This window comes from Vibrio qingdaonensis (assembly GCF_026191675.1).
Lineage (GTDB): Bacteria > Pseudomonadota > Gammaproteobacteria > Enterobacterales > Vibrionaceae > Vibrio > Vibrio qingdaonensis.
In genome coordinates this window covers 35229-49985 of the sequence record NZ_JAKRRY010000015.1, presented here as the reverse complement: position 1 = coordinate 49985, position 14757 = coordinate 35229, and the positions used below count along the sequence as shown (strand labels likewise).

At 45.6% G+C, this 14757-nt stretch carries 11 protein-coding genes; 8 read left to right on the top strand and 3 right to left on the bottom strand.

The window, feature by feature from the left end:
• Positions 1-3: 3 nt before the first annotated feature.
• A complete protein-coding gene (locus MD535_RS12505) occupies positions 4-1770 on the top strand; it encodes a DUF1501 domain-containing protein (RefSeq protein WP_265675353.1) in 1767 nt (588 codons plus the stop codon).
• 148 nt (positions 1771-1918) lie between these two features.
• Here the strand turns inward: MD535_RS12505 and MD535_RS12500 are convergent, their stop codons facing one another.
• Both MD535_RS12500 and MD535_RS12495 read right to left on the bottom strand, forming a co-directional pair.
• A complete protein-coding gene (locus tag MD535_RS12500) occupies positions 1919-2503 on the bottom strand; it encodes a hypothetical protein (protein WP_265675352.1) in 585 nt (194 codons plus the stop codon).
• 163 nt (positions 2504-2666) lie between these two features.
• Positions 2667-4265 (bottom strand): isocitrate lyase, encoded by a 1599-nt coding sequence (locus tag MD535_RS12495; RefSeq protein ID WP_265675351.1) that lies wholly within the window; start codon positions 4263-4265, stop codon positions 2667-2669.
• A 128-nt stretch (positions 4266-4393) separates the two neighbouring features.
• Here MD535_RS12495 and MD535_RS12490 point away from each other — a divergent pair, with 128 nt between their 5' ends.
• From MD535_RS12490 to MD535_RS12480, 3 genes are all read left to right on the top strand, one after another.
• Entirely contained in the window at positions 4394-5347 is a 954-nt protein-coding gene (locus MD535_RS12490) for a LysR family transcriptional regulator (protein ID WP_265675350.1), read from the top strand.
• Positions 5348-5466: 119 nt separating this feature from the next.
• Positions 5467-7650, top strand: coding sequence for a malate synthase G (locus tag MD535_RS12485; RefSeq protein WP_265675349.1), 2184 nt, complete (start codon positions 5467-5469; stop codon positions 7648-7650).
• Positions 7651-7901: 251 nt separating this feature from the next.
• A complete protein-coding gene (locus MD535_RS12480; protein ID WP_265675348.1) occupies positions 7902-8666 on the top strand; it encodes a hydratase in 765 nt (254 codons plus the stop codon).
• 129 nt (positions 8667-8795) lie between these two features.
• On the opposite strand, the gene MD535_RS12475 is transcribed toward MD535_RS12480, so the two are convergent.
• Complete coding sequence (locus tag MD535_RS12475) at positions 8796-9683, bottom strand: PA4780 family RIO1-like protein kinase (RefSeq protein ID WP_265675347.1); 888 nt, start codon at positions 9681-9683, stop codon at positions 8796-8798.
• 347 nt (positions 9684-10030) lie between these two features.
• On the opposite strand from MD535_RS12475, the gene MD535_RS12470 reads away from it, so the two are divergent.
• From MD535_RS12470 to MD535_RS12455, 4 genes are read left to right on the top strand one after another with little or no spacing between them, the layout of a single operon-like run.
• A complete protein-coding gene (locus tag MD535_RS12470; protein WP_313897276.1) occupies positions 10031-10471 on the top strand; it encodes a c-type cytochrome in 441 nt (146 codons plus the stop codon).
• 10 nt (positions 10472-10481) lie between these two features.
• Positions 10482-11891, top strand: a complete 1410-nt coding sequence (ccoN, locus tag MD535_RS12465; RefSeq protein ID WP_265675346.1) for a cytochrome-c oxidase, cbb3-type subunit I — start codon at positions 10482-10484, stop codon at positions 11889-11891.
• A 1-nt stretch (position 11892) separates the two neighbouring features.
• A complete protein-coding gene (locus tag MD535_RS12460; RefSeq protein WP_265675345.1) occupies positions 11893-12501 on the top strand; it encodes a cbb3-type cytochrome c oxidase subunit II in 609 nt (202 codons plus the stop codon).
• A 14-nt stretch (positions 12502-12515) separates the two neighbouring features.
• Positions 12516-14672, top strand: coding sequence for a c-type cytochrome (locus tag MD535_RS12455; RefSeq protein WP_265675410.1), 2157 nt, complete (start codon positions 12516-12518; stop codon positions 14670-14672).
• Positions 14673-14757 lie beyond the last annotated feature (85 nt).

The following is a 14757-nucleotide window of genomic DNA, read 5'->3' as shown; positions in this document are numbered from 1 at the left end:
GCTATGAAATTATCAAGACGTAATTTTTTGAAAAGTACCGTGTATGGCTCTGCTGCAACATCAATTCCGTTGACGTTGTCACTTCCTTCAAGTGCTTTGGCTAACACGGAGGGAGATTATAAAGCGCTGGTCTGCTTGTTCCTGTTTGGAGGCAATGACTCTTTTAATATGTTGATTCCGGATTCTGGCGAGAATTTGGATAATTATCGTAATGCTCGACCTGCAATACAGCTGTGGGATCATGAAAAGGCTACGCTGGGTAAGCTATTAGATGATCAGCAAAATAATTTAGTACTCAATGGTGCGATGCCTAAAATCGCCTCTTTATTTGAAGAGAAGGTGGCGACCAGCGTTGTCAATGTGGGGACGCTATTAGAACCGACCACCAAAGCCAATTATGGCAATGTCGCACGTTCGCCCAACCTGGGGGCACATAATAAACAACAATTGGCGTGGCAAAGAGGGTGGGGCACACGACAATATCATCCTTATGGTTGGGCTGGCATGATGATGGACATTCTCGCCTCTGGCGCTGAGACCATTTCACCCAATATGTCTTTTTCAGGCAATGAACTGATGAATGGGCAGGGTATACAAGACTTACGTGTTAGTGCTTCGGGTATTCGTGCCATGTCATCCTTGGCGGTAAATTCAGTGAACAACAATATTGGTAAATTGCTAGCAGATAATAATGCCTCGGCGTTTGGTCGGGCGTATTTGCAGCGTTTTCAAGATATTTTAGATTTTCAAACCACGCTCGGAGATATGCTTGAGCAGCACCCTGAAGACCCGACGATCCCTGCTGGCTATTTAGGGGGGCAATTTAAGATGGTGAAAAGGTTGATACAGGCGAGTCAAGGGTTGAACCAATCTAGACAAGTGTATTTTATTTCAATGGGTGGCTTTGATAATCATAGTAATCAACGCGGTAAGCATGATGGCTTACTCGCCACGATTGATGATGCACTGTCCGCCTTTTATGCCTCATTGCAAGCCGATGGTTTGGAGGACAGCGTGACCACATTTACGATGTCCGATTTTGGTAGAACCATAGAGAACAACAGTAATCAAGGCACCGATCATGGCTGGGGAAGTAACCAACTTGTCATTGGCGGAAGTGTTAAAGGCGGCAAAGCGTACGGTCGATATCCGACGTTTGTTAAAGATGGTCCTGATGCGGTAGGCAATAAATTCATTCCAACCACGGCATCGGAACAGTATGCGGCGACGCTGTGTCGTTGGTTTGGGTTATCCGATGCAGGAATTGATTATATTTTCCCGACGCTGTCGCCGGATAATGACAATCCATTTCCCAGTCGCTACTTGAGCTTTTTGGGCAGTGACTTAGCACAAAGCCAACGCTTAGATATTGCTCAAGTGAGTGCTTCAGAGACAAGAGTGGATCATACCCCCCAAATGGCGATCGATGGCGATCCTACGACTAAATGGACGGCGAAAGGGTTAGGGATACAGTTCGATATTACTTTAAAGAACTTAGCGATGGTCAATGTTCTTAGAGTATCGCAGGCTAAAGGGGATGTAAGGCAGTATCTGATGGATATATCGGTGAGTGGCGATGGTGTTACATTTACGCCTCTGCTGAGCTATCTCTCTCCTGGCAATAGTACTGGATTCGTTGATATTGATTTGGGCACTCAGGAAGCGAAAATTATTCGACTGACATGTAATGGCAATAATGATTCTGTTAATGCTGGTTTGGTTCGTTGGAATAATTTCCAAGAAATTGAAGTGTGGGGGATAACTCAATAGCGCGCATTCAAAGTCTGCGGATGAGATACAGGCGCATGCAGTAAGACAGAACCCACGTCCATAGAGTCGGTGTCGAGATGACTCTGTGAGCGTGGGTTGTTATTTGTACGTAGGATAGAGACCTATACCGAGAGATAAGGTAGCGCTGTTACTTTATGGCTTCAGCGTTTGGGTCTGATAGTGCTGTCACACACGCTAAGCTAATATCTTGGTTGATGTAAGCCATACCAAGTTGCTTAAGAAATGCCATGCGATCGGCGTTTCTTAAATCTATATTAGGGACAGAGAAGCCATTTTTCTCATAGAGGCCGGCTAAGTGCGCCATAAATTGCTCGCCACTGTCCATAAGTAATAGACTCATTGCACCCACGTCGGGTTTCACATTGGCATTTTGTTTTTCTGACAACTTCACCGCAAGTACAATAGGCTGCTCTGAACCTTCAAATCGTGCACTTCGCTCTCTTACGGTTTGCTTGGCCCAGTAATAAGCCAGCTCTTTACTCTGCGTCAAAAACACCGGTTCGACGGATTCCGTATAGTTATTGCCGATCGTTGCCATGGTATTTCTAGCCGCTTTATTTAGCGCTTTGTCACCAGAGCGTTTCAGCCCTTGACCTTGGATGGAAGAGAGCAGTGCTGATGACGTGCCGTGATACCAAATGTCACTGGTGGCAAAACCATCGCTAGACAGTAATTGTTTTGTATCTTGAAGATAGAAAGGCGTATCAGTCATAGGCATTCTCAACAAATAATGAATGTTAATGGTCGTAACGAATGTGAATAGTAAAAGCCGTAATTACCACTTTAACAAAGTCTTAGAGATAAAAAAGCGACCCGAAAGCCGCTTTTATCCATTACTTCAATTTGTTTAACTCAGTGATTTGTTCAATCAGTGATTAGTTAAACTGGTTAGAAGTATTCAGCGCACCGCCAGCTTTTAGTGCATTTTCGCCAGCAAAGTACTCTTTGTGGTCATCACCAATATCTGAGCCAGACATGTTTTGGTGTTTCACACAAGCAATGCCCTGACGGATTTCTTTACGTTGAACGCCTGCAACATAACCAAGCATACCTTGGTCACCGAAGTACTCTTTAGCCAGATTGTCCGTAGACAACGCCGCTGTGTGGTACGTTGGCAGTGTGATTAGGTGATGGAAGATACCTGCTTCACGTGAAGAGTCTGCTTGGAAGGTGCGAATGCGGTCATCAGCACGAGTAGACAGTTCGGTTTCATCGTACTCTTCGCTCATTAGGTTTGAGCGGTCGTAGGCCGACACATCTTCGCCCGCTTCAACCATTGCGTCATACGCTTGTTGGCGGAAGTTAAGCGTCCAGTTGAATGATGGAGAGTTGTTGTAAACCAGTTTCGCGTTAGGGTGAACTGCACGAACACCATCCATCATTTCCTTGATTTGACCAATGTGTGGTTTTTCAGTTTCAATCCACAGTAGGTCGGCACCTGCGTTAATTGCTTCGATACAGTCAAATACACAGCGGTCTTCACCGGTACCTTGACGGAATTGGTACAAACCAGAAGGTAGGCGCTTAGGACGAACTAGCTTGCCGTCGCGGTTAAAGCATACGTCGCCTTCTGCCATGTCCGCTACATCGATTTCTTCTACATCTAAGTAAGAGTTGTATACGTCACCTTGGTCACCTGGCTCTTTAACTACCGCGATTTCTTTAGTAAGGCCAGCACCTTGTGAATCGGTACGCGCAACAATGATGCCGTTGTCGATACCCAGTTCAAGGAAAGCATAACGAAGCGCACGTAGCTTGGCGTGGAAATCGGCGTGAGGCACCGTTACTTTACCGTCTTGGTGACCACATTGCTTTTCATCCGCAACTTGGTTTTCAATTTGTAGACAACACGCGCCCGCTTCAATCATTTGTTTTGCCATTAGGTAAGTCGCTTCAGCGTTACCAAAACCAGCATCGATATCAGCGATGATTGGCACTACGTGTGTGACGTGGTTGTCAATTTGGTCTTGAATCGCATCTTGTGCACTCACATCGCCTGCTTCACGGGCATCGTCTAGTGCGCGGAATAGACCACCGAGCTCACGGGCGTCGGCTTGGCGCAAGAAGGTATAGAGCTCTTCAACAAGACCAGCAACCGAGGTTTTTTCATGCATAGATTGGTCTGGTAGTGGGCCGAAGTCAGAGCGAAGTGCCGCCACCATCCAACCAGAAAGGTAAAGGTAGCGTCGGTCTGTTTTGCCACCAAAATGCTTCTTAATAGAAATCATTTTTTGTTGACCAATGAAACCATGCCAGCAACCTAGTGATTGTGTGTACTGAGAGCTATCTGCGTCATAAGCCGCCATATCAGCACGCATAATATCTGCCGTATATTGCGCGACATCTAGACCTGTCTTGAATTTATTTTGAGCACGCATACGAGCCGCAGATTCTGGATTAATAGCATCCCACGGAGCACCAGCAGTGCGTTTAGCAACTTCGATCATTTCGATATCTTGTGTGATTTGCGACATAACTCTTCCTTAGTTTCAGTTGGATATGTGGCCAAACCGGCCTGGGCTAAATCTTAACCATGGACAAAGCGTAAGCGATTGTGTGATAATTTTGTTAATTTATAGTTATTATATTCGGTATTTATTTTATGAATATTGCTCGTATAGACCTTAATTTACTTGTGTATTTAGACACTTTGCTTAGAGAGCGAAACGTAACCCGAGCAGCGAATCAGTTGGGGATCACTCAACCAGCAATGAGTAATGGACTACGTCGATTAAGGGATGTATTTGACGACCCTTTATTGGTGAGAACGAGCGAGGGTATGATTCCAACCGAGCGGGCGCAAAAGCTACAGCCTGTGATTAGAAATGTACTCGCCAACGTTGAGAAAGCACTGCAACCCACTACTGAATTTAGTGCAGAAGACAGTGAGCGAGTTTTTAGGATCATGGCTAGTGATTACGCGGAGTCGACACTTATTCAGCCTTTATTGGAACGTCTAAGTGAAATCGCACCTAAAATACGCCTTGATATCATGACGCCCAGTGATGTGAGCTATCAAGATGTTGAGCAGGGCACCGTCGATATAATTATTAACCGTTTCGATGACATTCCCCAGTCATTCCATCAGATGAGCCTGTGGCATGACGGCTTCTCTTGCTTATTTAGCCGAGATAATCCGATTGCAGAAAACTTCGATATCTTCTCTTATCTAAAGGCGCAGCATATTTGGGTGAGCAAAACCGGAATGGGGACAGGCGTGGGTATAAACCCGAGTGAAGCGCAGAAGCTGGGCTGGATCGACGAAGCATTAATGCGAATCGGTAAGACGCGTAATATTACCGTATTTACGCGCCATTACCTGTCGGCAGTGCTTTTTGCACAACAGAAAAATCTTATTCTGACTATTCCGAGCAAAGCAGCGCAATCACAGCGTAATAACCCCAAACTCATGATTAAACCCGCGCCTTTTGCCATCGAACCATTTGAAGTAAAGATGGCATGGAGCCCTTTATTACAGAGTAACCCTGATCACCAATGGATGCGTCGATTGATTAAAAGCGTCGCGAATGAAATAGAGAGTGGTGTGACGGAATAGTCCCCTTAATTGGGTATTTATTATGTGAATGTTCACTATAAGTGGCATAAATTAGCTAAATTATCATCCATTACGTAGAGTTTTCTTTATACGTAATCGGTAAATTCGAGAGAGATCCTATGAGCAATCGTATTCAACAGGGAAGCTTGAGCATTGATAGCTCCCTTTACGCGTTAGTAAATGAACAAGCTATCCCTGGAACAGGGATTAATGCTGATGAATTTTGGCAGTCGTTTGAAACGATTCTTAATGATTTGGCCCCAAAGAATAGGGCGTTACTCATTAAGCGTGATGATCTTCAGCATCAGATAGATGTGTGGCATCAAGAACGTGCAGGGCATGCCCTTGATGCGGCAGAATATAAAGCGTTTTTGCAACAGATTGGTTATCTGGTTGCGGAAGGCGAAGACTTCCAAGTCGAAACCGCGAATGTGGAGCCTGAAATTGCCACTCAAGCGGGGCCGCAGCTGGTGGTACCGATAATGAATGCTCGATTCGCTCTGAATGCTGCCAATGCTCGTTGGGGGAGTTTGTATGATGCTCTGTATGGCACGGATGTTATCAGCGAAGATAATGGCGCAGAGAAAGGCGGTAGCTTTAACCCAGTCCGTGGCGCCAAAGTTGTCGCCTATGCACGAGAATTTTTGGATGAAGCCGCGCCACTAAACGGCGTTTCACATAAAGATGTCACGCAATACAGTATTTCAGACGTGAGCATTGGTAATACTTTAACGGCGACGCTGGGGAACGGTGAGGAAGTGACGTTAATGGACGGCACCCAATTTATCGGATACCAAGGTGAGGCAACCGCGCCTTCTTGCATTCTTCTTAAGCATAATAACCTGCATATTGAAATTCAGATTGATCCAAGCGCCCCAATTGGCAGTGTGGACGCGGCGGGAATTAAGGATGTGGTTGTGGAAGCGGCGTTAACCACGATTATGGACTGTGAAGATTCCGTTGCTGCCGTCGATGGTGAAGATAAAGCGCTCGCGTACCAAAACTGGCTCGGTTTAATGAAGGGTGATTTGCAAGAGTCGCTTGAGAAAAACGGTAAAACCATGGTACGACGACTTAATGCGGACCGTCATTATACCAGTGTGACGGGCGGAGAAATTTCGCTAAAAGGTCGCAGTATGCTGTTTATCCGTAATGTTGGCCATCTAATGACTAACCCTGCGATCATTGATGCTGATGGGAATGAAGTGCCTGAGGGTATTATGGATGGCATGATTACGTCGCTTATCGCGATGCACGATCTTAGAGGCAACAGCGCGTATCAAAATTCGACGGCGAACAGTATTAATATTGTAAAACCTAAGATGCATGGTCCTGAAGAAGTGGCCTTTACCAATGAATTATTTGGTCGCATTGAAGAGGCTCTAGGTCTTGAACGTAATACCATTAAAGTGGGCATTATGGACGAAGAGCGTCGAACTTCAGTCAACCTTAAAGAGTGTATTCGAGCAGCAAAAGAGCGTGTGGTCTTTATCAACACTGGCTTTTTAGATCGTACAGGCGATGAGATTCATACCAGTATGGAAGCCGGTCCATTTGCGCCGAAGGTGCAACTGAAGTCAATGACATGGATCGGAGCCTATGAAGATCAAAACGTGGATTTAGGCTTAGCGTGTGGGTTGCAAGGCAAAGCTCAGATTGGTAAGGGCATGTGGCCTGAGCCAGATAACATGGCAAAAATGATGGATGCGAAAATTGGTCATCCGCAAGCAGGAGCCAATACGGCGTGGGTGCCATCGCCTACAGCAGCGACGTTACACGCCCTTCACTATCATAAAGTAAGTGTACCGAGTCGTCAGAAAGAGCTCCGTGAACGTGTTCGAGCAAACGTCGATGATATTTTGACTATTCCACTGTTAGGTAAGCAAAAGTTAACAGCAAAAGATATTCAGAATGAATTGGACAACAATACGCAGGGGATTCTTGGCTATGTAGTGCGTTGGATTGACCAAGGCGTGGGGTGTTCAAAGGTACCGGATATTAACAATGTTGGTTTGATGGAAGATCGCGCAACACTGAGAATTTCTAGCCAGCATATTGCTAACTGGTTACGCCATGGCATTTGTGGAAAAGCGCAAGTAATGGAAACCATGCAACGTATGGCGGCAGTGGTCGATGAACAAAATGCCGATGATCCAAGTTATCAAAATATGGCTCCGGACTATAAAGAGAGCATTGCTTTTTCCGCGGCGTGTCAGTTGGTGTTTGAAGGTTGTGCGCAGCCAAGTGGGTACACAGAGCCTGTACTGCATGCAATGCGCTTGAAACTAAAAGCTCAACAATAAAGAGCTTCACGATAGAAGCCGTCCAGATAGTAAAACGTTTACCCTGTAAACTGCCCAAGTTTCCGCGCTATTAAGCGCGGTTTTTTTTTACCTTATTTTTCGTCATTAAATGTCCTGCTTCTGCTGTTCATAATGGCTATCTCGCCCAATGATAATTTCCTATTAACACATAGATATATCTATGATTTACCTTATATTCATTGTGTTGAGATTTGGATACAATCAAAAAAATTGATCTTAGGTAGTACACAATGAACAGTAATAGTAATCAGGCCGCTCGTGAGTTGTTAAGTCACCGAGTTGCTGGCATGAAAGCACCACGAATGAGTGAGTTGTTGCGTCCAAACACGCTTGAAGAGGCTCTGGAAATTCAGTCTGCAATGATTGCGCTGCATAGCGATAAAGTGGGCGGGTGGAAGTGTTTACTTCCGTTATCTGAAGACAAATTTATAGTAGCGCCAATTTTTGCTAATAGTATACAGCGAGGCGAACGGTGCGAACTTTTTGCTGATAATAGCCAGGCACGGGTCGAGCCCGAAATTGCCTTTGTTTTAGCTAAGTCATTACCTGCTAACCCTGCAGGGTACTCTGAAGCGCAAATTAATGATGCGATTGGTTCTTGCCATATGGCTTTAGAGTTGATTCAAGCTCGCTTTGCAGAGGACAGTGGCGCTGAATTTTATGAAGTATTAGCGGATTGTTTAGTCAACCAAGGTTTGTTTATCGGCCCAGAAATTGAGCGAGATAAAGCATTTTTGGCGGCGAAGGTGGACATCTCTATAACTCAAGAAGAGCAGGTTCAAGCCTTTTCAGGCAAGCACCCTAACTCGTTACCGCAAAACCCTATCTACTGGTTGATCAATACCATGACGCGTCGCGGGATGGAGTTTGCAGCAGGTGAGGCGATTATTACTGGATCGTATTGCGGGGTTGTTGAAGTGGATTTTGACCAGCCGACATTGATTCAATATGAAGGTCTAGGGGAATACTCTATTACGTTTGATGAGAAAAAATAGTGAGGATGGTGTAGTGAGATGGTGTAGTGAGTTAGTGTAGCGGTATTTCAATAATGGTAGACGTGGAAGCGCCTACCATTATTTATATGAGTTCAGACTAGATTGGATAACATCGCTATATTGTGGATGTTAATTCTCACTCCAGTTAAATTTACTTTCATCAACGCCGTCTTTTGCTTCTTTCAATCGTTCTTGACGGAAGCGTTCTTCGTTACGTGCGGCGTCGATTTCTTGCATGATGGCTGCCAAATCCGCTTCAACGGTATTCTCTTGCACTTTACCGGTGAGTTCAATTTCCGGTGTAAGTTCGCCTTTTTCGTACAACGCCCACATTTCTTTGGCATACTCTGTCTTGGACAATTCTGGTGCGAATTGGCTGTAATAATCACGGATATTGTTGACATCACGCGTTAACATCCATTCAGCATTGTTGTTAGCAGAGGCGTCTACTGCTTGTGGTAAGTCGATAATAACCGGACCATATTCATCCACTAACACATTAAATTCAGACAAATCACCATGAATAAGCCCAACACAAAGCATTTTGACGATATAACCCATCATTACATCGTGATCCTCAACGGCTTGCTCGGCGGACATGGTCACGTCGTTGAGTCGAGGGGCAACATAGCCTTCGTCATCGGTGATCAGCTCCATCAGCAGAACCCCATCAAAGCAACCATAGGGAGAAGGGACTCGAACACCAGCTTCGGCTAATTTGTATAACGCATCGACTTCCGCATTTTGCCAAACTTTCTCTTGCTGTTCACGACCAAAGCCAGATCCTTTTTCCATCGCGCGCGCGCGGCGGCTATTACGCACCTTACGGCCTTCACGATAAGCAGACGCTTTTTTAAAGCTGCGCTGACTTGCTTCCTTGTACACTTTCGCACAACGGATGGTTTCGCCACAGCGTACAATGTACACGGACGCTTCTTTGCCACTCATAAGTTGGCTTGTCACCTCGTCGACGAGACCGTCGTCAACCAAGGGCTGTATTCGTTTAGGTATTTTCATCGCATCGTTATACCTTACTTAGCGGCAAAATGGCATGTTAAGTTGAAAAATAAGCTGGGATTTTTGCGTCATGATGAGCATCTTAGCCGAAATTCGCAGTTCATTTGCTAAACCTCACTCCCCCTCCTATGGTTTTAGTCACAGTTACTTTTTGTCCATCCACGTGTTTTGGTGCGTACAACAGGCTTGTAAGACGGATTAAGCGGTTACGTCTTCATGCTAATGTCGGGTTGCTTTTTGCGCTGAAACCAGAGGATGTCGGTAAATAGATTGAAGCAGATTTCTTCGTAGTAGCTTCAGCAACACAGCGTTTCTATCAAAAAACGTACCTATCAAGGATTTGTGTCATGGGAAGAAAGTGTGTGATGGGAAAAAATTGGGTTGCAAACAGAATGGGCGACAAGCTGTTGCTCATTGTGTTGTGTGTATTACTCTTTGGTGCGCCGAGCCTCTCAAGTGCGGATGAAAAATTTACTCTTGGAGAGCAGAAAGCCAAAGTCTGTATGGCGTGTCATGGTGTGAATGGTATATCCAGTATTGAATCCTATCCCAATTTGAGAGGGCAGAAGATGGCTTATCTCATCACTTCACTTAAGAGCTATCAGTCGAGAGAACGCTCCGCTGGACTGGCTGTGTTAATGCAGCAACAGGCCGATGCATTATCAGACAAAGACATGTCGGACATTGCTTACTACTACTCAATGCTTGGTTCCATCAGTGAGAGTACAGATAAGGCGAGTCATTCAAATAGCGATGAAAATCTGCCTGTTTCTGGCACATCTGATTAGGGGGCGTCACATGGAAGATACGTCCGCGCAATTCAATATTAACGTCGTTAAATACTTCATTGTCGCTTCGCTAATATGGGCCATTTTAGGGATGATTATTGGGGTGGTTTTGGCGGCGCAGTTATATTGGCCAGTGTTGAATTTTGACTCACAATACATACAGTTCGGTCGATTGCGTCCTTTGCATACGTCGGGCGTTATCTATGGGTTTGTCGTGAATATTTTGATGGGGACATCACTCTACATCGCGCAACGCACTGGTCAATGCAACCTTTATAACAAAAGCCTAGCTTGGATGGTTTTTTGGGGGTGGCAATTAGTGTTACTACTGGCGGTGTTAACACTGCCAATGGGCTATACCACATCAAAAGAGTACGCTGAACTTGAATGGCCGATTGATTTACTCATTGTATTGGTTTGGGTGCTCTATGCCGTACTGTTTTTCGGTACCATCGGTCAACGAAAAGTGCAGCATATCTTTGTGGCCAACTGGTTTTTTGCGGCATTTATCATTGTTGTTGCGATGATTTTTGTGGTGAATAACTTAGCCATGCCAGCCTCGTTTATGAAGTCCTATTCGGTGTTTGCTGGCGCTCAAGATGCCATCGTACAGTGGTGGTGGGGTCATAATGCGGTTGGTTTTCTCCTAACGGCAGGTGTCATAGGCATGAATTATTACTTCATACCTAAAGTGTCGGAAAGACCCATTTATTCCTATCGACTGTCGGTGATCCACTTTTGGGGGTTGGTGGGATTTTACACTTGGGCGGGGACGCACCATCTTATTTACTCTTCGGTGCCGGTCTGGGTACAAAACATCGGCATAGTCATGTCTCTTATCCTTTGGCTACCGTCATGGGGGGGCGCTTTCAATAGTGCGATGACGTTACTGCAAAATAAGAAAAAATTGAAATCAGACTACATCATGCTGTTCTTCTTTTCAGCCATTCTCTATTACTGTCTTGCGACGTTTGAAGGGCCTCTGCTTGCGATTCGTTGGTTCAATATGGTGGCGCACAATACGGAATGGGTCATTGGTCACGTGCATTCCGGGGCGCTAGGTTGGGTGGGGATGTCGGGCATTGCGGTGTTTTACTACTTCATTCCGAGGCTGTGGGGTAAAGAAACGCTGTGGTCAAATAGGCTAATAAAATGGCACTTCTGGTTGGCCCATGCTGGTGTGGCGATTTATGCCATCGCCCTTTGGGTCGCTGGCATCGGTGAAGGGTATATGTGGTTGGCGCAAAGCGATAACGGGTCACTGTTATATAGCTTTGTTGAAGCAATGGATTATAAGGCACCTTGGCTGTTTTTACGTTTCTTCGGTGGCGCATTATTTGTACTTGGCTTATTTCTGATGGCATTCAATTTATTCAAAACGGTTCGCTCGCCGGCCACTGTTGTTGCAAAGGAGGCTTGAGATGACAGCTGATTTCACTAAATCTGTAGGCATACTGATTGTAAGCACGGTGGTCGTGGCTTCCTTTTCTTTACTGGTTTGGGTTGTGCCTAATATTGTCAGAGGACCTGAGATTGCGATCGGAAGCGCGGCACTGCCGTTGACGGCAATAGAAGTCGCTGGGCGAGATATTTATATTAGCGAAGGCTGTCACGTCTGCCACACGCAAATGGTGCGTCCGCTTGATCCTGAGATTGCCCGGAATGGTCGCGCGAACAAAGAATCGGATGACATTTATGAGTTTCCCAATTTGTGGGGGTCGAAGCGTACCGGGCCCGACCTCACCAATATGGGCAGAAAATATTCAGACCAATGGCATACCATCCACCTTATCAACCCCCGTCAAGTTGTCCCTACGTCCATCATGCCGTCTTACCCGTGGCTGTTTGAGCAAAAACTGTCGGGTGATGATATCACTGGAAAAATGGAGACGCTTCGTGATCTTGGTGTTCCATACTCAGCTGAAGACATCGCGGATGCGCGATTACAGGTCCGAGGTAAAACAAAAGGGGAAGCACTCATTCGATACCTTCAAAGTCTAGGTGTTGATACCTCAGAGGAGGCACTGTAATGGATTCAATTGAATTGAATGGTTTTTGGAATCTATGGGCCGTGGTAGGAACCGTTGTGTTCTTTGTACTGATGGTAGGTGTGGTGATTAAATATTGGCGCAGTAATCACCATGCAGATGAGCATCACACAATTGGCTCCTTTGACGGTATCGATGAAAACGATGCGCCTCCCCCTAAGCTACTGTTTGTCTCTTATTTTATCGCTTTTAGCCTCTCACTTGGCTACTTAGTTCTCTACCCTGGACTGGGTAACTGGCAAGGGTTAATCAACTGGCAGCAAAGTGACGACAAATTAAGCCAAGTGAACACGAGCTTGAGTAATCAGATGGCGGACATCAGTGATAAACGCTTAGTGAACTTGGCAATGAATCCTGACGTTGTGAGTTCGGGTCGAGGACTGTTTCAAACTCATTGCGCGGCTTGTCACCGAAATAATGCCCAAGGTGCTAAGCATTTTCCTAATTTAATCGATAATGAATGGCTTTACGGGGGGAGTGATGCGGAAATTATTCACTCTATTACTCTGGGTAGAAATGGCGCGATGCCGGGATGGGTAGATGCGATTAACCCCGATGATATTGCCAAAATTTCCTACTATTTAGCGTCATTAAATCAGCGACACACCGATGTGCCAGCCGTGAAAGTCGCGTTGGGAAAGGGGCTATTCACTCAGTATTGTGCCTCTTGTCATGGCGATGGCTCTGTAGCCAATAGTCAGCTCGGTGTGCCAGACCTTTCTGATCATGTCTGGTTGCATGGCGGTAGTATTGAAGAGATTCAACATACGATTCGAAATGGTCTCAATAACGTAATGCCGGCCTTCGGTCAGCAGCTTTCTCAAGACGAAATCTTGGCGATTGGCGCCTATATGACGAAGTCTCGATTGGATGAGGATGCGAAATTGGCAAGTTTGGATCCTGCGTTAGTGCAGCAAGGCGAGTATTTGGCCTACGCCGGAGATTGCGTGGCTTGCCATAGCGCCGAAGGGGGAGAACCTTTTGCTGGTGGACTGCCATTTGTTACGCCATTCGGCACTATCTATTCAACCAACATTACCCCTCATACGTCAGAAGGGATAGGGTTGTATGACTATGAAGACTTCAAAGCCGCCCTAGTTGCTGGGAAGGGGTTACATGGCTATCTATACCCTGCAATGCCTTACACGTCTTATCAATATATGACTGATCAAGACATGCTCGCGTTGTGGGAATACATGCAATCTATCGCCGCAGTCTCAAGGCAGAATGATCGTAATCAAATGATGTTTCCTGCCAATATTCGTCTTGGTTTGTTGGGGTGGAATCTCGTGTTTATGGATACCGCCGTACTTGATTACCAACCTCCTAGTGAACTGAAAGGTAACATTTCTGATCTCGAAAAATGGCAGAAAGGTAAGTACTGGGTCGCAGGGCTCGGGCACTGTTCTGAATGCCATACACCGAGAAATATCGCTCAAGCGTTGGACACGGATAGGATCTTTCAAGGCAACCTTATTGATGGTTGGAATGCTCCTAATATCAGTGCTAACGAGCTCTATATGGATGGTTGGGACGAAAAGTCACTGTCAGATTTTTTACACACAGGACATTCAGACAAAGGTTCGGCCTTTGCCGGTATGGCGGATGTTATTAAGAATAGTTTGAGCCGAATGACTCGAGAAGACATCGAGTCCATGTCTTACTATCTACTAATTGGGGATACGAATAACGTTATTCACAACGAGACGGTTGTACTAGAACCAACCGGGTTTACTGACGCAGCTTACGCCAATGAAGTCTACGCAACCTACAATCAAACCTGTGGTGCCTGTCATGGTGAAGATGGTAAAGGGCGTGACCCTATTGCACCGACGTTATTAAACAATGGCATCATCATGCACAGTGACCCTTTCAACACTATTGCAGTAACGTTGAGGGGACTGCAGCCAAGCTATCTAGATGAAGAACGTAACTTTATGCCGATGGTGAGTTTCAATGATGTTTTATCGGATACAGCTTTAGCTGAGTTGATTTCTTTTGTGCGAATACACTTGGGAGCACGTGAAATACCGGTTACCCGAGACCAGGTCAGGCAGGTAAGAGAGACGCTTGAAAAGGCGGGTTATACGGGCGGTTTGCATACCACACCAGATATGTATGACGAACGAGATCAAAATATCAATGTTAATTAATATTGATTGAAGCCGACTGACGAAGAAAGAGGATCACGAACGGCATGATGGTACGATGTGGACCGCATGCTGAGCCATTATTTGA